Here is a 24,184-nt window from a genome sequence, read left to right on the forward strand (position 1 = left end):
CCCTATGAAAACTAGCCAAGCTAAGCCTAAATTGATTTATGGACAAGAGCCTTCACATTTTACTTATCAGGTTTCCGAACGTGGTGGCTTTAATGTGTATGGTTGGGGTATTTACCCTACTAGTAGTGTGTTAGCTGGCCAAGACTGTAAGACTTACTTTGATTATTTTGAAACGATAGAAGAAGTGAATAAGTATTATCCAGATGCAACAGCAAGTCATAAGTTAATGGAGCCGCAAAACACCTTCGATCATCTTCCTGATACCCCAGACTATTAATTAAGCTTAAAACTTGCACACTTATTTGAACCTAGCTAAAATTATAATTAGGTGGGTTCAAAAAAGTATGGTTATTTATGTCCGTTTATTTAAGCCTTGGAAAAAATAAGCAAGGTGATTTTTATCACGTAGATTCACAAAAATCAGGAAGAGGCGAGCTAACTTGTCCATTCTGTGATTGTCCTTTGATTGCTGTTAAAGGGCAACAGAAAGCGTCTCACTTTCGTCATGATGGACCAACGTGTAACGAGTCACTTAACGAAATTCCCCAAATCCCTGCTTGGCATCATTTTCATCTTAACTATTCAATAGCTGTAGTTGAAGCTCTAAAAGAAGGCTATCAAGCCGACAGTAAATCCCCAAATGTATTCCAGCATTGGAAATCTAAACAAGGTCAGATTTCTCATCTAATTCATGATGAGCTTTTTAAACAAGACACTTGGACCGATAACTTACTTTTTACTGACACCTCCAGAATAATACTTGGAAGCTTAACCCTGCATGATTTTAGCCATTGGATGCGCAGTGCTTTACGTGATCGTATACAGGCATTACGCGATGGTATAGAGGAAGGGATTAAACATCGAGCATGGCTAGACATTGAGGCATATCGTCAACAGTCTTTACTTAAAGCGTCATTATATTTATTTGAGTATCAATTAGATGATAAATCGATTATTCATAAAGTAGGACGAACGCAGAGAGAACCAGCACAACGTTTGAAAGAAACAGTACTGGACTTAGAAAAAGCGACTAATCAAAGTGTGGTAAAAAGCAAGATTTTACGAGTTGTTATGAATTCAGGCCATGTCGAAAAATACGTATTTTATCGTTACAGCAAACAGCTAGCTAATATTGGTAATCATACTGAATATTTAATTCTTGATAAGAGATCATCAAAAAGGTTGAAAACAGAATTTACTAAGCTCGCGAATAACCCTGAACCTTTCAATATAAATGAAAGATTTATAGTAACAGGGCGTTGGAAATACGAGGAAAAACGCTTAGCTGCTTCAAAGCGCGGTATCATTCTAACTCAACGTGAAAATGGTAAGTTTGGTCGTCCAAAGGGAACAACATTAAGTAGTGATGATTTTCTATCAAAGCATTCTGATATTGTGGCTTGTTTAGATCATGGGATCTCTATCAATCAAACGGCAGAGAGTACAGGTAAAGGACGCTCAACTGTGAAACGTGTAAAAGCCACAATGGAATAGGAGGAATAGGGGATTTAGTAAAGTTATGTTGCTTTATCTTCTTCTTTTTTTAGTAGAGCAATTTGTTCTTGAGCCATCGCTTCTATATCGAGCTTACCCGTTTTTACATCTTCAACATACAAAGCCATACGTTTGCGATGTCCTACTAATTCTGCAATTTTCAAATCTAACCCTTCAATTACAGATTCACCGCTCAATATGACTTGAGTGTTGAGTTCATCTACTGGAGTAATTCTACATGCCGTTTGTGTATTTAATGATGGACGCTCGTAATCAACTTCGCATGAATGTTGTTCAAAACAACTGTTAAAAAATGGAAATCCAATGCGAATTCCAACCCGTCGATTAGCTGCTGGAAACTCGCATTCAACTAATGTTTCTTTGCAATTATTTAGATCATTAAATCTACTCATTTCATTATTTCCTTTGCTTAAATTAGCGCATCAATATATTTAAACGATAGCGATAAAGACGCTCGGTAACAATGAAGATAATCGTTATTTATGAATGGATTTCGTTATTTGTTTTTCAGAAAAATCATTGGTAATTAGGTGTTTGTATATATGGGTCTAAGGTGCAACGGAACGAAAAACTACTATAAGGAATTTGTTGCTGCTCCTATCTTTACTCTCACAATGTGATTTTTAGTCCAAATGGTTAATTTAAGTAGTCAAAATCAACATGGCCAATTTAAATTCCTATTTCTTATTTTTAGCCACACTTAATAATCTAGGCCAAATGTTCTATACTCAATTAAGCCAAGGATATTAATAGCTGTAGTCTATCCTAATTGACTACCAAAAAATCAAGCCTAGGAACTAAATTCGACTTTCCCCCACAAACGGTAGAAGCAGCCCAAAGAGCATCAAATACTAGCCCTTATGTAATGGTTATTCCATTGATATTTAAAGAAATATTTCTTACTATAGAAACCCGTTCCGTTGCACCTTGGACCCCGAAAGCCTAAACCAGCAACAGGTACGACTAATGTTATTAATGACAGTCTATTATATTTTGATTACTTATTATGTCTTGATAATCCCCTAAGACTCCATTTGTTAAGTAGAACCAACATGAAAACATTTAGAATTATAATTGAAAGCCTCATTTTAATTGACTGCACTGTTTAACCCCTCAATTATCCTATCATTTACCTTTATGTAATCTAGGTATATTGTTTTGTGTGATTGTGGCATATAAGTATAGTTATTTAGGTATAAAAGAAAGAATGTGTGTATAGTTAGTATTACCGCAATAAAAGCACTTAAATACATTAAAGGAAATACACAAGGTGTTACTGCGGATTCAACTTTATCGTTTATAAACGACTTTGCCTTAACTCCTTTAATTAAAACATACACTCCATAATAAAACATCATTACGGAGGGGATAAAAAAAGCAATAGGTGAAAAGTAAATTAATGGTGAGAATGAAATATATTCATCTAAATTTAATATACTATGATAATCATTCCATGCCCCAAAACTCAGAACAGAAAACATTAATATTGATATTAATGCCAACACGGCACCTAGTAATCTCATTTTAACTGACGGCATTTTCTAAGCCCTTAACTATCTCATCATTTACCTTATATTATCCCCACAGCTACATAAGCAACAAATACGGAAAATAATCCAGCCCAAATAGCAAAACTTCCAGTCAATGCAATAAATAACACAGCGTCACCCACACCGAACTGTAGCAATGCTTTAAACATATTTGCAACCAACATTACCGAACCAATCAACCAAATGATAATTGTATTTAAAAACAAGACTTGTGGTTGTTATCGCAGCTGATACCTCAAACGTTAATACGCCAGCTCCTTTCAATCCATTCGCTCGTGTTTTAGGACTCATAGGGCTGTTAATTGGGTATTTTTTTACCTTTTTGCTTTCCACAATGTCCGCAGCAATATGGGGATCAGTAATACCTAAAATTTCTCACACTGTGAAATGTCTTTTACATAATCGCGCATAAGATTTTTCTTGTAGCCTATTTTCTTAGGACATTCAATCATGTTATTAGGCTTTATCACTAAGTAATAATTAGCATAGTTAACACTTATTCCGATTAATACACCAATAATTATAGGAATGTAAAACCATTTCATCGACTCCTTTCTTTTACCTCGAATTAATTGTAATGGAAGTAAAATGAAGGCTATAGATATAGTTAAAACAAAGAAGCCGAACAATGCTATAAATGGTAAAGGTATATACGAAAAAACAATTTTGTCTATATCTTCAATTGGTAAAAATAAAGGATTGGCATATAAATATGCCATATATCCAAACCCAAAAACTAAAAGTATTAAAAATGCTATAAAAAAAATACTAGTTAAAATATTCAATGGATGCCTCTACAACTTTGTTTTGAAAATCCGTATTTTTATCTATGGCCCAGACAGTGAAACTAGCACCAACCAAAATGATAGTTCCGGCAACAAACGTAATAGGTATCGATGCAACAGCAAGAACACCAGCGATTCCCGAAGCTAAAGCGGTGGAACTAAAAATACCAATTAATAACTTAGCCTGATCAACACCTAACTTTCCTAGGGTATATTCATCGTTTAATACATACTGTAAAACGTTAATGGCTGAGCCTACTAATATCTCCATTGGAGCGGTAACTTTCACATAACGAGCCATGCCCTTAACTGAATCTAAAGCCCCCAAGCCCAGCTTAACAACTTGAGGGTTAGAGGCTTTAAAGCGATTACCTGCGAGCAACGTTTTCATGTGTTGTTTATAGCCTTTCAATATTAGGTAATCAACGCCATTATGCGTTTTTACATAAGCCGTGACACCAAATCCACCTAATTTTTTAGCGGTATCAAACGCATCGTAAACACCAGTAGCCGCGCCACCTATATTTTGAGTTTTATCGAGCATATCAAAAAATTCTGTCCATTCTTCAGGAGCAAGAACGGTTGTCTCAATAACATCTTGCGTATAAGTAACATGAATCTCTTTTTCTCCGTCTTCCGCGAGAAAATTATAAGGAGGCCAATAAGCATTTTTAGGATTAATTTCTGGCTGGAAAGAGGCATTACCTTGAGTCTCATTAACAAAACTCTGGCTCGCTTGAGTATGATTGCTTGATTCACCATTAAGCGATTGGGCAAACAAAGAAAGGGGAAATACACACTTTTCACCAAATGGCTTTCGATATGCGGTTAATGACTCTAAACCGTCCTCAGTTGGTACAATCCTATTCCTTACATGGTCATTCATCATTTTTGCTATTTTATGGCCTCTGTTTTCATTGGCTAAATCCCTTTGCTCGATCGCTTCATACTCTGCATTCATCGTTTCTGTATGAACTTGTTGTGCTTCTTGAATGGTTGCATAGGTGACTTGTCGGAACACTTTAGTGCTAATTATAGGGTTATGTCCCATAGATTGCTGTGTTGCCGTCTGGTTAAAAAACATGTCAACGGCTTGTTCATACGTGATATGACAGGCTAACCAATCCGCAGAGCTACGCGGTGGAAACGGGAAGCCTCTTCCTCTAGGTGACGGCATATTAAAACTCCAATAAAAGAGGTAATACTACCAGATAACTAAAAATCAAAACGCCTAAATACACCAGGTAAAAGCACTTTTTTACTTGTTATTTTGTATGAATATGCTTTCTTTGAAGTGCTTGCTTTAAATGTAGAAGGATCAGCAAGTACAGGATTTAATTCCCTCAATTGTTGTGCGATGGATCGTTTTTGTGCTGTTCTTTTCGGTGCTTTTTTACTGCGCTCACGATTCTGATTTTTTTCAAACGTCGATCGCTATAAAATGCCACCGGTTTAGCGTGCTCATCAGTTGCTCTGCGATCATCCATTGCCTAAGCGTTTCTTTAGAAATGTGGATATCATGCAGTTCGATGAGTTTTTCACGAGCTAATGTCGGGGAAAAGTCGGCATAACGCTCACGAATAATAGTTAATATCTTTGCTCGGAGCTCAGGTGGATAACGATGGTTACTCGGCTTTCCTCGTGACAAATGAATAAGCCCAGCAGCGCCATATTCACGCAAGCGAGTCATTAACCGTTGAACTTGTCGAACGCTGAGGTTTAGGTAAGCCGCAGCATCAGCACGTTTTAATCGACGTTCACACACATCTTGGATCACTTTAAAACGATTTATATCTTGGTCACTCATAGTAATCAACATCTCGTTAACTCCGTGGTTGAACAAATAATATACAATCATAACTGTACGCTAAAGAGACAATTTAATCTTGCTAAAAAGTGACATTACTACTTTGCTCCTACAACGCTAGTGCGCATTAACTAATTTATGTTAAATCTTGAGTGTGTTACCTTTTGTTCATCACCTATTTCTAAAGATCGTCTTAATCAAAGTATTAAACATAACTTGTTTACCATAAAATATATAATAATCATGAGCTTATTCTCGTTGAGATAAGTTCATGATTATTACATGCTACAAAACTTACGAACAAGAAGTCAATAAGAGTTCTTTTGCATTTCGTAAAATAATATTTGAGCATTCTTCCTCACCGAATGGCAATATATTAGATACCTCTTTTACTGTTCTCGCTAATAAGTTTTTATGCAACATAGAATCATATGTCTTACTAGTGAAAGGCAAATCTGTCTCTATGAGTATTGCTTCTACAGGTAAGTGAACTAACAATTGTTGGCCACCTTTTGTCGCTATCATCTTGTGATTGAATGAGAATTTCGCACCAATATCAAGCAGCTGGCTTGCTTGTGGAATCGATCCAGTAAACCAATGCAATATTGGAGTAATAGGTTTTTTATAGATGTTTCCTTTTAGGTGTTTTATTATTTTCACCTCAGCCCTAAGACTATGAATAGATAGTATTTTATTATTATTGCTTTGCGCGCACATACCCAAAATACGAGACAATACCTCTTCTTGAACTACCAAGCTGTCTTTGTAATATTTGGATCCATCAAGGCCAATTTCACCAATAATTCGAGCGCGTTCAAAGTGTCTACCAAATGATTTAAAATCATCTAACCGAGATGAAATGAGTTGAGGATGCATACCTAGTGCAGGATATAAAGTAGGTATACATTTTGATACCTCGACATTCTTCTCCCAAGCTAGTGGTGTAGTAGTGACAGCTACAGCTGCCACTTCTTCGTTTATTTTAAAAGAATGCTTGTCAAAATCTGGCAATAAATCGCAGTGGCAATGAAAATCAATGTACTTAATTTTATCATTCATCATGGCGTTCTCAATTCTAGTTAGTTCTCGTTACGGTAACATCTTTAACAAGACCATACACTTCTTTGAGTCCACGTTCGTACATGCCTGCGATATCCGACCACTCATCATAGACACCAATGAGTGTCCCAGATTTATGGATTTCAATCATTGGGTTTATCAAACCATTAAAGAGTCTATATCCTGCGTATTGAACGGATAATATATCTTTTGACTCAGCGTAGGAGCTGCCTGATTTTCCTACTCTGATGTTTGCAGTAGCTAGGTCAGGGATAGCCACATAGTTTGTTTTATCTACTATGCCTGCTTTTATAAACGACGCTTTTCTGATCAAGCATGGATAGCAATAACCACAATTTCCACTTCCACCACTACCCCCTAATCGCTTAGCTTTCAAGCCACCTTTATCCCATCTCATTTTTCCCTGTGATGCGCATGATAATGTTTTATAGGCATGATCAGCAAGCAACCCAGTATTACTGCAATACTTCATCATCTCGCCTTTTGTCTTATGGCGATATGGATTAAGCAGTTCGATATCTAAATTAAGCCGATCAAATATTTCAGCCATTTTAACCATGAAATTTGGGTGAACTGTTTTTGTGCTATTAGCTCCAAGTCTAAGTGGGTCTAATGGTACATTAAGCGCAATAAAGCCATTTTCAGGGACAATAAGTTTACATCGTGTTCCCATGGAAGAAGCTAAATAAGCCGCCATTGAAAGGAACATGAATGAACGAGATCTCTGACTGTTTTCAGACTTCACTGTTTTGTGTTCTGACCCAAAGACATGTTTATCAAAAGCTATAATGCCCTTAGCGTATCCTTTGAAGTAATCTGGAAATGTTTCAGTCAAAATCTTTTCAACTGCGATCTGATAAGTTTGAGTGCCATCATGAGTGTAATGGCCGACAAATAATGAATCAGTTTTATTACTGAGAATGTCAATGGCACCAATAAAACTATCTAGTCCACCAGATAACAACGAAACTGCTTTAACTGGTAGTACGGGGGGGGAAATCGTAGGTAATTCCATGATTTCTAGCTTATGAGGCAACGGTCTTTCACGAAGATGAATTTTCCAAAAATCGCCAGTAATGAATGACAATAAGTTTTGAATTTTATTAACTAGAGGAACCCATTCACTCATATCATTGACAGGAAAATAAATATCGAATTCACGTGTCCAACCATCCTGCGAATAATCCACTCGACTTATACGAGTATCAGCAGCGTAGACTAATGCTGACAAGTTTAATAATTCAGAAGAAAGTAAGTTTGTGGAAACTAATAAGGGCTTGGCCTTCTTTATAAATGCACCTATCCCATACTTTGTATCAGTATGAATTTTAGGAAGCACTACTGACACGATAATACTGTTGCTGTCTATTGGTTCAAAAGTATCTTTGGATTCAACCAATCCGATTACGGAACATCTTTTCATTCGTCGCTTCCTACTGATTCCAATATTTCAAAAACATCGGAATAGATCTCATTGATTTTACCGACTAAGGCAGTATCCATTATGTCCATTCCCTTGATTGTTAGGCTAGCGATGGCATCACTTGCACAGCCTTCAATGTATCCGCCTAACTGACTTAATGTTTCCTGTAATTGTGCTGGGTTTGCTTTATCAGATACAACATTGTTACAGATTTCATTGATAATTCTTTCAGTGACACTTTTACCTATAAAACACCCCAATGTTGCTGTGATTTGTTCTGGTGTTATTGCGTTTAGGTCTGTGATATTGAGCTTTGTCGTCATCTCGATGACAGTTTCCACATAGGCAATACGTGTAACTGCGTCAGGTACATTACTGGTTGAAACTTCACAGATTTGGTCTGAGACTCGCAGTAATAATTGGTCTGCGCTTTCATTTGGCATTAACGTCAAGTTAAAGCTTTTTGCCGCTGACTCAATACCTCGGGTGGCTACATCGGTTAAGAACGACAGTAAGTTTCCTGCGGCCTTTGTCGAGCTTCCCATTCTTTTTACGGCCGCTTTTTTCCCTCCAGTATTACTTACGTAGCTACGAATACCGCTTTTCATGGCTGGCTGATCTGCTGACCTAATGAATTTATTCATAGAGGTGCGAGCTTGTTTGAATCGCTGACCATTTTCTGGTTTTATCTCCGCTTGGGGTTTTGTAACAGGCTGTTGACCACCTTGAGATACAGCAGATTGTTCCACATCATCGCTCCCGCTACCGTCAAGCCATGTTGGGACTAGGGGGTTTTTGCTGTTTGGCCCCTTGTTTGGTGTTGATGTTCCCATGATTACTTTTCTGCCTTTTTGAGTTGTTGTTTGGCTGTTCGCTTAAGTAGATCATTACTGCTCTCTGACCAATCTTTGAGTAACTCATCGAACTCTTTTTGAGCTTCGAATGTTAATTCAACTCGTGACCAACCAGCGATGACCCATGGACCAATCTTATTTTCTGGTATCGCGGCTATCTCTTTCAAAAATTTAAGTTGAAGGTCTTTAAAGTTCTTACATAAAAGAAGCGCACCTTTGTAATATTCAGGGGTGTTCTTTGCTCCGGCTGTACTTCGGATCTTAGTAACTAGTATATCAAGCAAAGATTCTGCATCATCGACAGTCAGCAATTCGATAGTGCCTTGTGCTGCGGTCACGGCAAGGTCATCACCTTTTAACAGTTTAAGTGCGCGTTCAATCAATTCGCTACTTTGAGCAAGACCGACAAACTTGACCTTTTCACGAGTTAAAAAGAAGTAAGGAATTAAGTTAGTCGTACCTAATACAGGCTCTATTTTTACCCAATTTGCTAACCATTCATCTTTATCAATTTCAAACAACACTTTTTTAGTGTCAGTCTTAATCTCTTTGTCTGAGATAGCTGAATTAGTCTTAATTTGTTCTTCTAATTCAAAAAGCTTTGTTGGAAGGCCTTCAGCACTGCCAACACTATCAAGTCTCAGGATTTCATACGCGTTCTGATTAAACCGCTCAAGTAGCATCAACTTGATAAGAACACTTTCGTTGATAGACTCCTTATACCCAGCGCTATCCGCAATTAGCATTCTCGTCATAAAAGTATTCAGAAATCGCTTAATTTGACGTGGGTTACCTTTAGTTCCCTCGTTTAGTACAGTAGCAATTTGGGACACCATAAAGAAAAGCGTCTTTTTTTCTTGTGATAATGTTTCGCCTGTTATTTTTTCGAATTGTTCTGCCGTTATCGTGCTTTTTGTCCATGGTTCTCTCAGGTTTTGACGCGCATGTTCAAGCACTTTATTAAAGTTTTCGCTATCTTCATCACAAACACTTTGTGCTATAAGTAAGGTCAAGTAAATTGAAGTTTCATTTTCACTAAGTGCCGGAATTCGAAATGGAATTTGGATCAGTTTTTCTAAGTAATTACGCGTATAAGCCATCCCTCCTACTTCTTCTGATAGATTTGGAAAGTGACGACGGACAGAGTATTCAATCATTGTTTCATCTGCTGCGATAATAAATGCAGTATTTGGCATAAACAGAAATAGCTTCATTGCCTCCATTGTGGCGATTGCGGTATCAGGTAGGCAACGGTCAAGATCATCGACTAATATTACGAGGCGATCGATGTCTGCTGCATCAAGGAGCTTTTTGTACGCTTTGCGGAATTCAGTTATCTCGGTAACGACTCTTTTAGGCTTGGCTTTCCCAATAGCAGTATTAAGCTCTTCAACTCCTGCTTTTAGATCATCTCCCTCTAGACCTTTAATTTTATCTACAATTACCCCTAACCCGTTAGTTAGATCTTGCATTGTCGATGGCGGTGCTATTCCAGCAATCGCAGCCATACCGTATTTTGTCGTGGATTTAACCACTTTCAACCAGTCTACACGCTGTAAAAATCCCTCAGCGGCTTCTTTGAACTCTGCACAAGTCGATTTATTTTCCATTAAATCGGCTGTTATTTGCTGCATTAATGCGGTTTGCGCATCTTCTATGCCTTGATATAACCAACTGTTGAAGCGGATACACACGGTTCGGTTATCATCTTTGTATTTTTCTTCAATCATAGATAGGACGCTAGATTTACCCGCTCCCCAGTCTCCGTGAATACCTATGGACACAGGTAAACGTTTTTTATCACTAAGGAGTTGGGCAATAGCATTACTAATTGATTGGTAGTTTAGTAGGTCGACTTTTGATTCATTATCAGGCCAGAGCACTTAGCGTATCCTTTTTCAAATTCAATATTTATTAGTGTTGTCCTGTACCGAAACTAATTAATCGCTTCAATATGTACAATTATGTTATGTAACGGGCTAAATATAGCATAATATATAGCTCTAAATGTTTGTATTAGATCACAATCTAACCTCTCTAAAAATTAATTTATAAATATCAATCAAAAGCTTACCTGAACTTTCTATGCGATATTTTCAAGCTTGTTCTGATGGCGATGAATTAATGTGTAAGCTTCATTTCTATCGCCCAAATGAAAAAGGTGGCATTGAGTTGTTCTATGAAATTGAGTTAACTGGAGCGCTTATACGTTCTTTGGTTACTCATATGCCTCATGTGATCGACTTTAATGGTGATGATATGCAAGAAACCCTTTCTATTTCTTACCGTGATATCCGATGGCGTCACGTTGCAGCAAACACGATTGCTTTCTCTTCTTGGTTAAAACCAATTACAGATAAAGAGTAAGTAGATTTGTCATTATGAGTATATCTAAAACAGACATGGATGATGATGAAGTAAACCTTGCGGTCAGAGGCTTATTGCGCCAAGCGAACATGCTTAGTATGAGTCATTTAAAAGATCCCCTACTACAACATCAATTTCGCTCTGAGTATCGTTTTTTAGGAAAATGTCTACTGAGTGATTATGAAGGTGGCGTTCTATCAAAAACGAAGGTTGTTAATTATGTCAGGCAAGAGCGACAAAGTCTGATAGACCAATCTATTGAGATAGGTAAATACACCATTGGATTAGTTGCTGGTGTTGGCCAAGTGACTACAGGTTATGGATTGTGTATCACCTCCTCTATTTTTTCCTTTGTTGGTGCTTCATGGTGTGTTTCTACTGGCGCACCAATGATGCTGCATGGCGGCAATAATATCTATGAGAACTCATACAACATTACGGGAAACATTACTCAAAACTGGAAAAAAAAGTATACTGGCGATTATGGAAGTAATAATAGCTTCTTGATAAATGGCTATAGAGCTGGCGCTAAACAACTTGGTTATTCTAATGATGAGGGTGATTTAGCTTATGGTTTGGCTGATATCGCGACAAGTTTTTATGGGCTATCCAGTTCATTAAAAACGTCAACGGTAAGTAGCATACCTAACGCTAAGCAGTTTAAATTATATTCATATCATGCAACGGATTATCAAAAAGGCTGGAGAACGATGACTCGTGGAGCATTAACATTTGAAATGATGGGCAATAGTATTACGGCTTATGATGCCTTGACTCCGTATATGAAAGAGAAAGAGAAATGATGTTATTACTTTACATTGGGGTCGGTATGGTTGGTGTCCTTTTAAGCTTTATGTTTTCTAGACTTTATATTAAAAATCATAACTCTTTGTACTTGATCTTATATGTGGTGGTTTCATGCATTATTTTTGGTTCACAGCATTACTCAATTTTCTTTGATCAACGTGTAATGGGTTATTGGTTTATGCGTAGTTTTGAAGGAAGTTTTGAGGTTGATGGAACCGTGAGATTCATTGCTTTTGTGTTTTTAGTGCTTCACGCCTTAACTATTCCGTTTCCAAAGTCTAGGCCACAATAAAGTATTAATATTGGTAGCTTCGATGAACTAGATTATTCTCACATCATATTTTATGCCTGTTTTATTATCCGTGACAATTGAGATCCCATGATTGGGGGAATAAGTGACCGATAGCTCTAAAATAGGATGAGATAAATGTTCAGCGATTGCTTCAACAACCCCTTGTGCTTTCACTGTTATCTTACTACCGTCTTCACTGCTGCGAATTTCATAATTTATCACGCTATACCTATCCTCTTTTTGTTTTTTTAAACTCTTTTATTATTTCAATTTCAGTCGTAACAGTTCTTTTTATTCGAACTAACCGCAAGGGCTTACCGTGACTATTATGAGCGGATTCAATGTCACCCAAAATATGCGTCAATTGCTCTGCACTCGTAGATTCAAGAGGATACTGCATAATATCTGACCACAGCTTCTTTCTTGGTTTTTCTAAAAATTGCTCTTCGAAATACTCTTCATTTTCAACGATGGTGTCAATCATATGGCCCCTACTAAATAAATGTTATTTGAATGAAAACTTAATTTTTTTGACGACCAAAAACAATAAACTTAATCAAGGAACTCTGGCTAATCGCTAGCGATAAAACACTCTTCACTCGATCTTCTTTATTCACATTATCGTAGATATGACGACCATAGCAGTCAGTCGCTAGTAAAAATATAATGGCGGTGAATAAGACTACCTGATAAAACTCAGCCTTCATTGCATACAATAGAATCCATACAGGCAACAGCAAAAGAACAGTTAGAAGATTGTACTTCCACTCTTTGATGCTAATGAGCATAAAGATAATTCTTAACTTCACTGATGAAATAGAATTGGTGGGATTACGCGTCATTACTTATCACTCCTTGATAAATGAAAACTTCAAATAAATTACAACGTTACTCCAGCGCTTTCAAGGGCATTGTTTGTTATTTGGCCGTATCAATGAAGCTTATATTTAATCTAAAATAGCAGATTTGTTTTTTAGAAAAATGAATGACTTCTTATTGTGAGCTAATTAACGGAATTAAGACACGCAATAGCTTTCACCACGTCAACTATGTGTTAATCTTTATTTAATATAGATAAGTAAGGTTTTTATAAACAGGATTGATTATGGCAACTATTACAGCTAAGTATGAGCAAGCAAAAAAAAGATTACGAGTACCTTGAAGCCCATCATGGCGCTGGTCTTGATGACTTTACAGGTGGTTATGTAGCTGATGAAAAGTATATGGAATTGCTTCGTAATCCCACAAAAAAAAATGCAAAAGATCATTATGAGCATATGATTACGGCTTTCTCACAAGTTGGTTATGAGCCTAAAGGCCAACCTGATTTCGATGATGAAGGGGTATTGGATATATTCCGTCGTCATTGCTGTGAAGACGAGATCATGTCTTTTTGGGGCGTAGATATTACCGAGCAAGAAGCTGATGAGGAGTAATTTATGAATAATGCAATGGAAGCAAAAAGCAGTAAAACCAAGACCAGTTTTTATCGTAGGCAATTGGTAGCATATTTAATTGATTCAGGTGTGAATACGGTCCCTTCCCTTTTAGACGCAACTCAGATGCCAAAGAGAACACTGCAAGATACAATTTTGGCACTATCTGAAATCGATATAATTTGTGGTGTTAGTGGTGGCACAAAGAATCGCACTTACTCAATAGAGAGCTGGGGAACCTTCAACAAGAATAAGATTGAAGATAACTTGCCACATATTAAAGATGTATTAAACCTATGACGATTCATTTTGAAGAGAGTAATACATCATTCTAGCTCTATTATAATTGTTAATTAACACGGAAACTGATCATTATGGATCGTCGTTCAAGGTCGAAGTTTTACGAAATCTCTACTCAATTTGACGCAGCAACAAACTCTTTTTATGAGCATTTATCTAGTATCGTTATTGGCGAGAGTCGCGAACAAGCGAATGCAAATCTAATTAATAATGTGATGCATGATATCAATCATAAAGAATGGGAAAAATGGCATAACCAAACAGCCCGACTTGGTGTTTGGTTAAACACCTTTATTTGTAATAACATGAACACGTTAATGCACAAAGGCCGTTTATTAACATACAACGGTGCAACGGTAAGTAAAGCATCCATTTCTTATGAGCTTTTTAAATGTCGCCTCAGTGTGGCCGACAAAACTGCTCTTATCGAACTGCATGATTTGATAGAAACGACACTGGTTAAATCAAAGTATGATAGACGTCTGTATGATCGAACAATATCTACTTTTTCAGCAACCGATTTGTTTGGAAAAATATTAAATATAGAAAATGAGTTACGGTCATTATCTGTGCAAAATTACGTGTAATATGAACTTTTCATTTTTCAGAAAAACTCATAAATATAACGAACATTGCTGCCTTTATTTTCTTTTTTTTTGCGGTATAATAGCTACAAAGTTAACGGGGTTTTAACACGACGCCTTCATTATACCGTTAAGTGAGATAATTATTAATTACAGATTGGAGTAAGGAAGATCATGGCTAAATAATCAACAACTTAAAGGCCGAGCGTTATTTACGTCTACTCATGAAGGTAAATTAATTATTCGATGGATTGATGTTAACGATTTGGCTCTTTTTCAATGCGAGTTTTTAACTAATGCAAAGCGAGTTACTAAATCACGCATTACTTGCCCTCAATTACATTGTCCTGTTGATTTATTAACGGGGCTTGATGGTATGAATTACGTTCTTTATGTGGATGATTATTCAGTTAGAAAAGCGTCTAATGATGATATGCTTCTATTTAATAAAAAGATAAGTAACTAGATAACAGCTACAGAGTGAAGGTGACTATAGAAACTCAGACAGCACAGCTCCGACACACTGCCAGCGAACTTTCGTAGCATAGCTAATCACTGGTGCATTGGGCGCAACTGATTGCACTGAAAGGTTACGTTAACTTTGCTTTGTAGCTTCTCTAACATATTGAGTATTTAAAATGTCTAAAATTGATGAATTGGTAAAAAAACAAAGAAAGCTCACCACTGCCGCCAATACTATTCAGAACGAATTATTAACGTATACCGCTGACGCATCATTACTAACAGGCGAACAGAAAAAAACGTTATATGACGCTATTGATATCTTGAGAGAATCAAAATTACGTTATCAGCATAAGAAAGAAAAAGAAGCCAGAGCTGAATTAAAACATAAGCGTGATTTGAAAACTGTCGAAAATATAAATCATACCGTCGCTGTAAAACTGGTTAATGGATTGGGAATAAAGAGCTGCGCTGCGCTTATCTTTTATGAGCACAGAACTAGTGCTAAAACCAATACGCTAATTCACCCAGATAAATGTGTCCCTGCTTATTTTAAACATTGGCTTTCTAAGGCCCAATGCGATCATGACGATTTACTTACGTTGATTTCTGAAATTAAACGAACTGCTGTCACGAACATAAAAGACGTTATTATTCCTGATGAGTACAAAGTGTTTAGGGGCTCATTTGCAAGTGAAGATTATGACCCTCATTACTATCACCCTCAAAAATTAACTTATGATATTGGCTTAGATTTTTTACATAACACATTGTCTTATAACTTTTCAGAAGAAGCTTTTGATTTTATCAATGAGGTGGTTAGATTGGTGGAGTTAAGTAATGGGGTTACAAAAAACTTACAAGAGTTATTTAGCCAGCAACTAAATTGAGGTCGTGGTAATTTCTGAGACAGAAAAACACAGTCAAAGTCGAAGGCTATTCAAACTTTTAAACATTTATCCCACTACAACTCTTGTGGTGGCCCGATTTTATTCATTGTAATTCGCAATAAAAGGAAGGGTTATGAAAGACGTAATACGGGCAATAATTAAACAGCACCCAATGTACGTAGAGCAAGGTAGTGATTTTGATGAATGCAGTTACAATATTACAGATTGGGAAAAAGCCAAGTGTGATTACGAATTTTTGGGGACGTTAAATTTGGCGCTCTTTTTAAAAATGCAAGATAAAGGCTATGACGATAACGAAGCGCACAAAGAGGTTTTAAGAGTTAGTCAAATATCATCAAGTTAATCATTCACATTCATCTTTGTTCATCAAGATAGAGCAGTTCTTACTTAGAATTGCTCTATCTTAGATTCTTACTATTTATCGTTTAATCCATATTTACGTTCACGTAACCAGAATGCATGACCACCCCCTTCCAAGATATTACATATTTGGCCACGGATACTTGATGGATCATTTACTGAACCATCTTCTACAGAGCCCGATTGGTACGTAAGAGTTTCGTTATCGTTTTTAGCGATGATGATTTGTTCAGCATCACTATTCACAACAAGATTGGCATTATGAGTAACAATGATCACTTGTCGATATTTCTTTATTTTTCTGAAAATCGGAACAAGTTTATTCATGATAAAATCATTGTCTAAATCGTCTTCTGGCTGGTCAAATATAAATGGTGAGCCGAATGGGTCCGTTGCTAATTTAAGACATACATAGAACGTCCCTCGCTGTCCTACAGACAATTGCGTTACTGTTTTATCTTTATAGAGAAATTCAGCATTCGCATGAAGGTAAGTTTGAATATTTTGCGGTAGGTACAAGAAATCTAACAACTCAAAGCGGCCACCTTGGTTGAAATATTCTGTTTCCCAGCAAAAGCTTTCAAGAGTAACTGTTCTATCTGGAGATAACACGATCATCTCTTCATTAGAAATTAGGCGATAAAAATCTTCATATGTATTGATTGGGAACGTTGCTTGTAAACGCTGGATTGAAGTTTGTGTCGCTGTTTCTCTGAACTTACCACCATTGAGCTTACTAAGTAGAAGAGAGAAAAATTTCTCTTTGTTAAAGTAAATGGCCCCGAAAATCGAAATGTCACTCAATATCTCTTTAACTAATTCGTTTTGTTCGGCTGTCCACGCTTGATTCTCAGTTAATAATGAGTCAAATGCGGTGGCTATGGCGCTTGAATTGCTTTCTAAGTAGGTTTTATGTAAATCACTTAACTGACAGCGACCTTGAATGCTTTGGCGGTACTCTGCGGTTCTCGCTGCGATTTCTATTAATTTCTCATTAGCCGCATCGATGTTCCGTTGATACTCGGTTACTTTTCCAAGCAATGATGAAATGTCTTGAGTGATCCCTTGTGATTGGAACGTAGTTACAATCCCTTGATTACTTAAATTTAACGCTGCGATTTGCCCTCTCGCTAACAAATCGTTCGCATCAATAGCCGTTATTGCAGCATGATAATCAATTGATGGAATGGTGGTGGTACTAAACTCACTTTGATTATGGCCATCTATCGTCGTGTTAATTGGGTCTATTTGCTGAGTGAATGAGGCTTTTATTTGAGCTGATTTCGAGAGGTAAGTGGTTAACTTATTTACTTGAGCGACATTGGCTTGGTATTGGTCAATAAGCCCTTGGTTTTCAGCACTGGTTAATGTCGCGATAAGCCCTTGGTAATCAGTAATAATGGCATTTTGATAAGTATCTGTATTGATTTTATTACCACGTTCATCGCTTGTACTCCAATAACCAATAAAAGCACGGTATTTTGTTAAGGCATCTTCAACAACGCTTGTGGTTACAGGATTGAAGGCATCACTAGTCAGCCCCAGCATTTTTTTAATTTCTTTGCTTAATTGCTCTGGGTTTTGGCTAACAGATTGTATATCGCCTTGTGATACGTGTAAGTAATCGTAGCTGTTACTTACATCATTAAAGTTAAGTAATGAGCCATTACCTTGATCTAATACAAGTGAAAATTGCTCAGTGTTAATTTGACGAGCTGGATTTGTGCCTAACGGATCATGTCTAAATTTAGAACGAATGGAATCTAACAGAATGCTTTTACCTGTACCTCTTCCCCCAATAATCGCGGCCATATTTGGATTTAATTCGATGGTTGTATTATCAAATTTTAATGGCTGGCCAGCGATAATACTTCCGTTGGCTGTAATTGATTTAAATCGAGGTTTGGCAAAGGTGCGCTCAATAAAGTTATCTTCAATTTGAACTCGGGCTTCAGGTTCAATCAGTAATTGACGAAGACCTTCAAATGTCGGTCTCGCTTTAATCCATGAGTACTGTGAGCCTACATCATCAAGCCTATGAGCGTCTGAGCATTTAAAAACAGGTCGTTCTTTGGCATTAGGGAAACGATTTGAATTTAAGAAAAAGGTTCGATCACGATCAGTGGACCCAAAAATGAAATCACCTATTTTTTCCAGTTCAAGCGCAATTGCTACAGAGCGACCATCTTTAATGTCAGGTCTAAATCCACCGTAACCATTGGGACAAATGCCAAGAAGATAATCCGTTCCTCGCTGTAAATGCGCTGAAAGGTGAGCGTTTAGTATTTTGAAATCAACTACGGCTTGATCTGGTTTTACGCCATTAGCTTGCATGCTTGTTTCGCTACAATAGACCACTCTACCATCTGGTGATGTATTTGTTATTGGCATAGAAGATAAAATGGTATTGATTTGTGTTGTGGTTAATTTTTCAGAAAAAACCACATGTACATTAATCCATTCACCACCGTTGTTTTGTTGAACAATTCTAAATTCAACATTACCAAGGACGGTAATACGATGGCCCTGAGTTCGTATTTCATTTTTAACTATTTCTAGCTCATTCTCTTTGAAATAAAAGTAGTTAGTTACTCCGATTAGATCTAATTCTTCAGCCGCAAGCTTAGATACATAATCAGAAATAGAGCATTGAAAGCCAGCCCCATTTAAGTGAGTCATTGGGGTATGGATATGCAAATCCCATTTTTTCCATGTAGAACCGTTCATAAATAGCCTTAGTCTTTTTTATTGTGTAATTATGCGCGGATAATACCAAAGGTGGTTTGCTTTCCAAAGAATAAACAACGGGAATAAATGATGTTCAACTGCTAGTTTGAGGTATCACACCTAACTTACTTCTGGTTACTTAGTTATAATAATAATTGAATTTATTATCGTGAGGTCATCATGGAACGCTGGTCTTTTTTATTGGCTCCTTACTCATTAAATCACCCTTACCGACAAGACATTGAAGCGTTGATTCTATTTGTGAATCAAGAGGGGCGTGATTGTGATTTAGAGAGGAATCGTTGTTATGAATACTTCTATATTTTTGAAAAATCATTATTACATCATCTGAATACCAGTTATGAGTATCTTTCTCAGAGTGACGATGAGTTTGTATTTTATTATATGCAATCTAATGGGCAACAAGTTCACCGATTTTGTGCATTATTATCTCGTTTAATCAAGGGGGAGCTGTTGGCTCTTAATCCGAACGATAAGATTCAATTTAATTATCTATGCAAGCAATCTCAAATGATTAACTGATTTAAACGTGCAACCAGCATGACTATTTGCTATATTTACACTGTATATTTTAACAGTGTTTTTAGTTGAATGTGTTTTTTAGAAAAACGCATTAAAGGGTGTGGTGGTTTTAATGCAAATAAATAGCAACAATATTTTAAGCCAATCATTAATCAATCTTCAAGAGGTTGATACTCCCCCTACCCTGCGTTATATCTACACGTTACGTGCCGAAAGCTCCCGCAAGACGATGGAATACACTCTTAATGGGTTTGCTAAGGTATTAAACCTCTCACATCATAAGTTTATTCCGTGGGAAAAATTGACTGATTATCATATTGCAATGGTGCTTAATCAATTGGAAGAAAACGGAATAAAAGACACTCGTTTAAATACGTATTTAACTGCAATTAAACGCTCTGCAACCTTTGCAAATGGTATGGGCCGTTTGCCGACTGATGTCCTTTTTCGTATTACCCAAATTCAACCGAGAAAAGGCCGCTCAGTAAGCAAAGCCCGACCTCTAAAATCATTTGAAATGTCTGAGCTTTTCATCACGAACGGACCGACTCTTCGAGATAAGAGAAACAATGCCATGTTTGCTTTACTTGTCGGTTGCGGCTTGCGTTGTACCGAGTTGATGACCTTATCTATTACTGCGTTTGAGTATAAAGACAATCAAGATTGGATCCGCTTTTATGGTAAAGGACACGTTGAACGTCGTGTACCAGTGAATGCGGATACATTACGGTTTGTAAAAGAATGGGAATTGGTGAGAGAGCAATTAAATATCACTTCGGATACATTATTTGTAAAAATGCGCAGAGGGGATACTTTTATTGATGAACCAATCCAAGCAAGATCCAGCGTCTATCGTGTTGTGCAAAACCGATGCTTGCAATTGGGTTCTAAATTCATGATTAGCCCACATGATCTTCGACGTACAACAGCAACCATATTATATCATGCAGGGGTTCGAATTTCGGTTATTCAAGATATTCTTGGTCATGCGGATTCAAAAACAACACAGCGTTATATTCAAAAAGACGATAATTTATTAATAGATGCAATAAAAAAGGTGTCATTACCATCGAGTGAAGTGCCGTTAGCGCAATCGTGAGCGTTGGCCTATGTGTAATTGAAGATCTAATAATGATAGGCCTTCATTTTCTATTTGTTGAATCAATGAACTTATTTTACTCTCTTTGATTTCTTTGGCTTTTTGCTTTTGTTCTTCATCTGTTTTTCGTTGTTCATTTAATGCAGATAAACGCTCAATAATAAGAGTTGTTTCTTCAATCGTTAGCATCGAAGTAACAAATGATATTAAGGAGCGTTCATTTAGTAACGTTTTCTTAAATTCTTTCATTATAAATCCATTTAGTGTTTAACATTGCTTAATGGATTTATTATAGAAACAAAAGTCACTTAATATTTTATATTTATTGTTAATTGAGTCCCATTGTTCTAAAAATTAATACATGACTTCAATGCGGCTGAATTTCATATTGACGGTAGCTACAGGGTATTCTCTACTGCACCCTCCGTGGTTCGCTCCACCCCACTTATAACCCCTCACTCCTTTTGCTGAGTCATAGCAGCCTCTTGCACTGGTTCTATTAAAACTCCATGTGCATTGTGCTGTGGCGACTTGGCCATAACAACCTTCACTTGATCCTCCAACACTTTGTCTTAATATTCTATTTATATGTTCACCAAACCATGCTTCTCCACTCCCCGAGCCATTTATTCGAATTCGTTTTGGTGTTCCTGCAAGTTTATAAGATGCAGAATTAGAGTTAGAGCCTGAGTAAACAAGGGTCCATACATTCTGTGGTGGACCTTCTGGCTCCTTGTTGCCCAACTCTTCTTTTAGATCGTTACACAGACTTGTATAAGAAGGATGAGTACAATCAATTGGAGGAAGCTCTGTATTTGGGCTGTCATTTGGATCGGGAGCGGCCACAAAATCGGTATCAATACCGCCTGTTTTATCACGAGTTCCAACGGAATCATCATGATCCCCAATTTCACGAATGACAACAGTAATATCATCACGCTTTGAATCCATCCCATCGTGGTCAATAACATGAACAGGAACGCGAACGACCTCTTCAATGGGGCTGTTTGAACTACTCGTTCCTGCAATAACGACGAGACTGACGAAGGAGGTAGCTATCGCATAGGCTAAAGCTGTACGTTTCATAAGAAATCCCTTTATATAAAAATAAGTGAAATAGAAACAGACAATGCGACATAATGATATAGGCTAATAATCGCACAATTCTGTTTTTTTGTAAAATACCACAAAACTAATGCTATAGCATTATGAATAAAATATAATAGCAAAAAAAGTGGAGCCATATGCTCCACTTTAAAAATTGGTGATTATTTAAGATTACTTGTTTAATTTTCGTCTTACTAAATACAGACAAGACAGCATTAACAAGCTAAAAAGTGAGGTGCTACCGCCTGAGCTGCCGCCCCCGTTATCAGGATTTGGAATGTCTGTTTCTGGATCAGGATTTGGTGTAATTGTTGGCTCCCATAAGGTATTAATCGCAGTGACATCGACCAATTTATTTTGAACTTCATTTTGGCCAACGACAACCGCATAAGTACTATTGATTTCACCGTGTGCTTGATCAAATACAGCATAGACAGTATTGAAATCAATTTTAATGATTTCTGAACTTGCTTGGCCTGATGTGAATTCGATGCTTTGTGGTGCTAATGCGTTTTGACCATTATAAACCGCTCCCCCTGCAATATAGAGTGTCATGGCTTCGGTAGCTGAAGTGTCGTTTCGCTGTGCCACAAAATCAAACGTTTGGTCATTGATGTTTTCAGTAACCGTTAAACGGATGGTTTGGTTATTACGTGAGCCTACTTCAAATTCAGCCGCAAGCGGTGCATATTGGTTGGTAAATCCCACCATGTTTGCACTTGGTGTTGTATTACAATCGCTTGCCCCTGAAATAGTCATTTGTGCAAATGGAACCGTTGAAATAACAGAAGTCATTAATGACCCGTACCCATTATCACACGTTCTGGCATAGCCATCTTCTCGGCCACTGGCATCATCATTAAAACGAACAGCAGCAGCTTGATCGTGCATTGCACCAACTGAGTGAAGCACTTCATGACTAAGAACGAACGGATAACTATTATCGCCCCCTTTTCCTAATGTCATGTTTGTGGCTAAACCAATCTTTGCGATGTTGTTTGGATACCATGTGTAATGACTGTTTTTTCTATGATCGCCATAGCCAATAGTGCCACCATTTGGAAGGAACAAACCAATTGCCATATCACCGACATTAGTTTCAACTGCGGTTGCACCGGTATCCATATCTGAGCGACCAGTTTGAACATTCTCTGTACCTGTCCATGAACTTACGCTGGCTACATGAGTTGGCTTTAACTCAAGGTTAACGCCTTTACGGTCAAACAGATCGTTTGCCACTTCAATCGAGCGGTAAAAGCCAACGACCTCAGATGATAAGTTGATACTGTTATCGTATTCATAAGGTTGAGGATAGAACAAGCTTAATTCGAAAGTGCTTGTTGAACTCGCAGCATTCACGCTAAGTGAATGAGCAAGAGCAAGAGCGATCAATGTTTTAGTACGTAGTTGCATGGTAATCCTTCCTATGCGTTTGTTTAACTGACCCTGTCATTATACCGCAAATCGATTAATATGGTAGTGTTTTTTTTATAAAATACTAACATTAGATTATCAAACCCCTCTATACACGACAATAAATACCTAATTAATGTAGGGTACAACATAACATTATATTTATAAATATTGCGACTCAACCCACGCATACCTAAAAAGGATTAACCTTGTTGATACTTTTCTTTTTTTTCTTTCTTCTTTTTTTCTTTTTCTTTTTTTTTCGCGCAAGCGCAAGGTCAGCAAGAAATAGACGGGATTTCAGCGAGTGACTACGGCTTTATACCCCTTTGATATGTTGTACCCTAGATTGTATGGATAGTTGGTGTTGTATATAGTGACACTGTCACACGTTTAATGATTGGTCATTTAATGGAAGTAACTCAAGGGTTAATATTTTTCCGAAAAACCCAATTGCTTTATAGCAATTGGCCATAATCACTCATTTATTCACAACTATCCTCTTCTACCTTCACCTGATGCTTAAAGATAATTGGGATTCATTTTTTTAATGATCGTTCTGAACGTTACTCTTTAAAGCCAAATCATTTTTACTGGATGTTACTTTCTAAGGCCAAACCGCTTCTACTGGATGTTACTTTCTAAAACCAAACCACTTCTACTGGATGTTACTTTCTAAAACCAAACCGCTTCTACTGAATGTTACTTTCTAAAACCAAACCACTTCTACTGGATGTTACTTTCCAAAACCAAACCGCTTCT

General features: G+C 37.1%; 29 protein-coding genes. 13 read left to right on the plus strand and 16 right to left on the minus strand.

Going from position 1 to position 24,184, the window contains the following annotated elements; translation table 11 throughout:
• The first annotated feature begins 4 nt into the window (after positions 1-4).
• Both PVK63_RS14455 and PVK63_RS14460 read left to right on the plus strand, forming a co-directional pair.
• Positions 5-277, plus strand: coding sequence for a hypothetical protein (locus tag PVK63_RS14455; RefSeq protein WP_274440612.1), 273 nt, complete (start codon positions 5-7; stop codon positions 275-277).
• A 77-nt stretch (positions 278-354) separates the two neighbouring features.
• The gene (locus tag PVK63_RS14460; RefSeq protein ID WP_274440611.1) at positions 355-1,494 is read left to right on the plus strand and encodes a GIY-YIG nuclease family protein; all 1,140 of its coding nucleotides are present in this window, start codon (positions 355-357) and stop codon (positions 1,492-1,494) included.
• Positions 1,495-1,517: 23 nt separating this feature from the next.
• Here PVK63_RS14460 and PVK63_RS14465 read toward each other — a convergent pair whose 3' ends face one another.
• The 9 genes from PVK63_RS14465 to qatA all read right to left on the minus strand — a co-directional run bounded on the left by PVK63_RS14465 (position 1,518) and on the right by qatA (position 10,897).
• Complete coding sequence (locus tag PVK63_RS14465) at positions 1,518-1,907, minus strand: hypothetical protein (protein ID WP_192957849.1); 390 nt, start codon at positions 1,905-1,907, stop codon at positions 1,518-1,520.
• A gap of 696 nt (positions 1,908-2,603) precedes the next feature.
• A complete protein-coding gene (locus PVK63_RS14470) occupies positions 2,604-3,053 on the minus strand; it encodes a hypothetical protein (protein ID WP_274440610.1) in 450 nt (149 codons plus the stop codon).
• Positions 3,054-3,085: 32 nt separating this feature from the next.
• Complete coding sequence (locus PVK63_RS14475; RefSeq protein WP_274440609.1) at positions 3,086-3,229, minus strand: hypothetical protein; 144 nt, start codon at positions 3,227-3,229, stop codon at positions 3,086-3,088.
• 604 nt (positions 3,230-3,833) lie between these two features.
• Entirely contained in the window at positions 3,834-5,027 is a 1,194-nt protein-coding gene (locus tag PVK63_RS14480) for a hypothetical protein (RefSeq protein WP_274440608.1), read from the minus strand.
• A 243-nt stretch (positions 5,028-5,270) separates the two neighbouring features.
• On the minus strand, positions 5,271-5,708 hold the full coding sequence (locus tag PVK63_RS14485; RefSeq protein WP_443111742.1) for a helix-turn-helix domain-containing protein: 438 nt from the start codon (positions 5,706-5,708) through the stop codon (positions 5,271-5,273).
• 243 nt (positions 5,709-5,951) lie between these two features.
• Positions 5,952-6,719, minus strand: coding sequence for a TatD family hydrolase (locus tag PVK63_RS14490; RefSeq protein ID WP_274440606.1), 768 nt, complete (start codon positions 6,717-6,719; stop codon positions 5,952-5,954).
• A gap of 13 nt (positions 6,720-6,732) precedes the next feature.
• Positions 6,733-8,160 carry a Qat anti-phage system QueC-like protein QatC gene (gene qatC / locus PVK63_RS14495; RefSeq protein WP_274440605.1) on the minus strand — a complete coding sequence of 476 codons (1,428 nt, stop codon included), beginning with the start codon at positions 8,158-8,160 and terminating at the stop codon, positions 6,733-6,735.
• A complete protein-coding gene (gene qatB, locus PVK63_RS14500) occupies positions 8,157-8,993 on the minus strand; it encodes a Qat anti-phage system associated protein QatB (RefSeq protein ID WP_130066388.1) in 837 nt (278 codons plus the stop codon). The genes qatC and qatB overlap by 4 nt, the downstream gene beginning before the upstream one ends.
• Positions 8,994-8,995: 2 nt before the next feature.
• Complete coding sequence (gene qatA / locus PVK63_RS14505; protein ID WP_130066389.1) at positions 8,996-10,897, minus strand: Qat anti-phage system ATPase QatA; 1,902 nt, start codon at positions 10,895-10,897, stop codon at positions 8,996-8,998.
• Between the two features lie 202 nt (positions 10,898-11,099).
• Here qatA and tssD point away from each other — a divergent pair, with 202 nt between their 5' ends.
• The 3 genes from tssD to PVK63_RS14520 are packed head-to-tail and all read left to right on the plus strand — an operon-like array spanning position 11,100 to position 12,480.
• Positions 11,100-11,381 carry a type VI secretion system tube protein TssD gene (tssD, locus tag PVK63_RS14510; protein WP_130066390.1) on the plus strand — a complete coding sequence of 94 codons (282 nt, stop codon included), beginning with the start codon at positions 11,100-11,102 and terminating at the stop codon, positions 11,379-11,381.
• A 14-nt stretch (positions 11,382-11,395) separates the two neighbouring features.
• Positions 11,396-12,184 (plus strand): DUF4225 domain-containing protein, encoded by a 789-nt coding sequence (locus tag PVK63_RS14515; RefSeq protein ID WP_274440604.1) that lies wholly within the window; start codon positions 11,396-11,398, stop codon positions 12,182-12,184.
• The gene (locus PVK63_RS14520) at positions 12,181-12,480 is read left to right on the plus strand and encodes a hypothetical protein (RefSeq protein ID WP_274440603.1); all 300 of its coding nucleotides are present in this window, start codon (positions 12,181-12,183) and stop codon (positions 12,478-12,480) included. Before PVK63_RS14515 ends, PVK63_RS14520 begins: the two co-directional genes overlap by 4 nt.
• 27 nt (positions 12,481-12,507) lie before the next feature.
• Here the strand turns inward: PVK63_RS14520 and PVK63_RS14525 are convergent, their stop codons facing one another.
• The 3 genes from PVK63_RS14525 to PVK63_RS14535 are packed head-to-tail and all read right to left on the minus strand — an operon-like array spanning position 12,508 to position 13,322.
• Complete coding sequence (locus PVK63_RS14525) at positions 12,508-12,702, minus strand: hypothetical protein (protein ID WP_274440602.1); 195 nt, start codon at positions 12,700-12,702, stop codon at positions 12,508-12,510.
• Positions 12,703-12,709: 7 nt separating this feature from the next.
• Positions 12,710-12,964: a hypothetical protein gene (locus PVK63_RS14530; RefSeq protein WP_274440601.1), complete on the minus strand. Its 255-nt coding sequence runs from the start codon at positions 12,962-12,964 to the stop codon at positions 12,710-12,712.
• 37 nt (positions 12,965-13,001) lie between these two features.
• Positions 13,002-13,322: a hypothetical protein gene (locus PVK63_RS14535; protein ID WP_274440600.1), complete on the minus strand. Its 321-nt coding sequence runs from the start codon at positions 13,320-13,322 to the stop codon at positions 13,002-13,004.
• A gap of 285 nt (positions 13,323-13,607) precedes the next feature.
• On the opposite strand from PVK63_RS14535, the gene PVK63_RS14540 reads away from it, so the two are divergent.
• From PVK63_RS14540 to PVK63_RS14565, 6 genes are all read left to right on the plus strand, one after another.
• Entirely contained in the window at positions 13,608-13,916 is a 309-nt protein-coding gene (locus PVK63_RS14540) for a hypothetical protein (RefSeq protein WP_274440599.1), read from the plus strand.
• A 3-nt stretch (positions 13,917-13,919) separates the two neighbouring features.
• On the plus strand, positions 13,920-14,216 hold the full coding sequence (locus PVK63_RS14545) for a helix-turn-helix domain-containing protein (protein ID WP_255257975.1): 297 nt from the start codon (positions 13,920-13,922) through the stop codon (positions 14,214-14,216).
• A gap of 74 nt (positions 14,217-14,290) precedes the next feature.
• Positions 14,291-14,803: a hypothetical protein gene (locus tag PVK63_RS14550; RefSeq protein WP_274440598.1), complete on the plus strand. Its 513-nt coding sequence runs from the start codon at positions 14,291-14,293 to the stop codon at positions 14,801-14,803.
• Positions 14,804-15,065: 262 nt separating this feature from the next.
• Positions 15,066-15,266: a hypothetical protein gene (locus PVK63_RS14555; RefSeq protein WP_274440597.1), complete on the plus strand. Its 201-nt coding sequence runs from the start codon at positions 15,066-15,068 to the stop codon at positions 15,264-15,266.
• Between the two features lie 172 nt (positions 15,267-15,438).
• A complete protein-coding gene (locus PVK63_RS14560; protein WP_274440596.1) occupies positions 15,439-16,152 on the plus strand; it encodes a hypothetical protein in 714 nt (237 codons plus the stop codon).
• A gap of 133 nt (positions 16,153-16,285) precedes the next feature.
• Positions 16,286-16,516 carry a hypothetical protein gene (locus tag PVK63_RS14565; protein ID WP_274440595.1) on the plus strand — a complete coding sequence of 77 codons (231 nt, stop codon included), beginning with the start codon at positions 16,286-16,288 and terminating at the stop codon, positions 16,514-16,516.
• 71 nt (positions 16,517-16,587) lie between these two features.
• On the opposite strand, the gene PVK63_RS14570 is transcribed toward PVK63_RS14565, so the two are convergent.
• A complete protein-coding gene (locus PVK63_RS14570) occupies positions 16,588-19,260 on the minus strand; it encodes a TrlF family AAA-like ATPase (protein WP_274440594.1) in 2,673 nt (890 codons plus the stop codon).
• A gap of 180 nt (positions 19,261-19,440) precedes the next feature.
• Between PVK63_RS14570 and PVK63_RS14575 the strand changes: the two genes are divergently transcribed.
• On the plus strand, positions 19,441-19,803 hold the full coding sequence (locus tag PVK63_RS14575; protein ID WP_192957835.1) for a hypothetical protein: 363 nt from the start codon (positions 19,441-19,443) through the stop codon (positions 19,801-19,803).
• A gap of 112 nt (positions 19,804-19,915) precedes the next feature.
• On the plus strand, positions 19,916-20,902 hold the full coding sequence (locus tag PVK63_RS14580) for a tyrosine-type recombinase/integrase (protein WP_274440593.1): 987 nt from the start codon (positions 19,916-19,918) through the stop codon (positions 20,900-20,902).
• On the opposite strand, the gene PVK63_RS14585 is transcribed toward PVK63_RS14580, so the two are convergent.
• The 3 genes from PVK63_RS14585 to PVK63_RS14595 form a co-directional block, all read right to left on the minus strand.
• Positions 20,888-21,151: an H-NS family histone-like protein gene (locus PVK63_RS14585; RefSeq protein WP_274440592.1), complete on the minus strand. Its 264-nt coding sequence runs from the start codon at positions 21,149-21,151 to the stop codon at positions 20,888-20,890. The genes PVK63_RS14580 and PVK63_RS14585 overlap by 15 nt on opposite strands.
• A 105-nt stretch (positions 21,152-21,256) precedes the next feature.
• Positions 21,257-21,988 carry a hypothetical protein gene (locus tag PVK63_RS14590; RefSeq protein WP_274440591.1) on the minus strand — a complete coding sequence of 244 codons (732 nt, stop codon included), beginning with the start codon at positions 21,986-21,988 and terminating at the stop codon, positions 21,257-21,259.
• Positions 21,989-22,180: 192 nt separating this feature from the next.
• A complete protein-coding gene (locus PVK63_RS14595) occupies positions 22,181-23,422 on the minus strand; it encodes a GlyGly-CTERM sorting domain-containing protein (RefSeq protein WP_274440590.1) in 1,242 nt (413 codons plus the stop codon).
• Between the last annotated feature and the right edge of the window lie 762 nt (positions 23,423-24,184).

The organism is Aliivibrio sp. S2TY2, from assembly GCF_028765525.1.
Lineage (GTDB): Bacteria > Pseudomonadota > Gammaproteobacteria > Enterobacterales > Vibrionaceae > Aliivibrio > Aliivibrio finisterrensis_A.

Bases quoted from the DNA above. Each gene is read 5' to 3' on its own strand.
- PVK63_RS14455 (WP_274440612.1), top strand. From the start codon at position 5: ATGAAAACTAGCCAAGCTAAGCCTAAATTGATTTATGGACAAGAGCCT.
- PVK63_RS14460 (WP_274440611.1), top strand. From the start codon at position 355: ATGTCCGTTTATTTAAGCCTTGGAAAAAATAAGCAAGGTGATTTTTAT.
- PVK63_RS14465 (WP_192957849.1), bottom strand. From the start codon at position 1,907: ATGAGTAGATTTAATGATCTAAATAATTGCAAAGAAACATTAGTTGAA.
- PVK63_RS14470 (WP_274440610.1), bottom strand. From the start codon at position 3,053: ATGCCGTCAGTTAAAATGAGATTACTAGGTGCCGTGTTGGCATTAATA.
- PVK63_RS14475 (WP_274440609.1), bottom strand. From the start codon at position 3,229: ATGTTGGTTGCAAATATGTTTAAAGCATTGCTACAGTTCGGTGTGGGT.
- PVK63_RS14480 (WP_274440608.1), bottom strand. From the start codon at position 5,027: ATGCCGTCACCTAGAGGAAGAGGCTTCCCGTTTCCACCGCGTAGCTCT.
- PVK63_RS14485 (WP_443111742.1), bottom strand. From the start codon at position 5,708: ATGATTGTATATTATTTGTTCAACCACGGAGTTAACGAGATGTTGATT.
- PVK63_RS14490 (WP_274440606.1), bottom strand. From the start codon at position 6,719: ATGATGAATGATAAAATTAAGTACATTGATTTTCATTGCCACTGCGAT.
- qatC (WP_274440605.1), bottom strand. From the start codon at position 8,160: ATGAAAAGATGTTCCGTAATCGGATTGGTTGAATCCAAAGATACTTTT.
- qatB (WP_130066388.1), bottom strand. From the start codon at position 8,993: ATGGGAACATCAACACCAAACAAGGGGCCAAACAGCAAAAACCCCCTA.
- tssD (WP_130066390.1), top strand. From the start codon at position 11,100: ATGCGATATTTTCAAGCTTGTTCTGATGGCGATGAATTAATGTGTAAG.
- PVK63_RS14515 (WP_274440604.1), top strand. From the start codon at position 11,396: ATGAGTATATCTAAAACAGACATGGATGATGATGAAGTAAACCTTGCG.
- PVK63_RS14520 (WP_274440603.1), top strand. From the start codon at position 12,181: ATGATGTTATTACTTTACATTGGGGTCGGTATGGTTGGTGTCCTTTTA.
- PVK63_RS14530 (WP_274440601.1), bottom strand. From the start codon at position 12,964: ATGATTGACACCATCGTTGAAAATGAAGAGTATTTCGAAGAGCAATTT.
- PVK63_RS14535 (WP_274440600.1), bottom strand. From the start codon at position 13,322: ATGACGCGTAATCCCACCAATTCTATTTCATCAGTGAAGTTAAGAATT.
- PVK63_RS14540 (WP_274440599.1), top strand. From the start codon at position 13,608: ATGAGCAAGCAAAAAAAAGATTACGAGTACCTTGAAGCCCATCATGGC.
- PVK63_RS14545 (WP_255257975.1), top strand. From the start codon at position 13,920: ATGAATAATGCAATGGAAGCAAAAAGCAGTAAAACCAAGACCAGTTTT.
- PVK63_RS14550 (WP_274440598.1), top strand. From the start codon at position 14,291: ATGGATCGTCGTTCAAGGTCGAAGTTTTACGAAATCTCTACTCAATTT.
- PVK63_RS14560 (WP_274440596.1), top strand. From the start codon at position 15,439: ATGTCTAAAATTGATGAATTGGTAAAAAAACAAAGAAAGCTCACCACT.
- PVK63_RS14565 (WP_274440595.1), top strand. From the start codon at position 16,286: ATGAAAGACGTAATACGGGCAATAATTAAACAGCACCCAATGTACGTA.
- PVK63_RS14570 (WP_274440594.1), bottom strand. From the start codon at position 19,260: ATGAACGGTTCTACATGGAAAAAATGGGATTTGCATATCCATACCCCA.
- PVK63_RS14575 (WP_192957835.1), top strand. From the start codon at position 19,441: ATGGAACGCTGGTCTTTTTTATTGGCTCCTTACTCATTAAATCACCCT.
- PVK63_RS14580 (WP_274440593.1), top strand. From the start codon at position 19,916: ATGCAAATAAATAGCAACAATATTTTAAGCCAATCATTAATCAATCTT.
- PVK63_RS14585 (WP_274440592.1), bottom strand. From the start codon at position 21,151: ATGAAAGAATTTAAGAAAACGTTACTAAATGAACGCTCCTTAATATCA.
- PVK63_RS14590 (WP_274440591.1), bottom strand. From the start codon at position 21,988: ATGAAACGTACAGCTTTAGCCTATGCGATAGCTACCTCCTTCGTCAGT.
- PVK63_RS14595 (WP_274440590.1), bottom strand. From the start codon at position 23,422: ATGCAACTACGTACTAAAACATTGATCGCTCTTGCTCTTGCTCATTCA.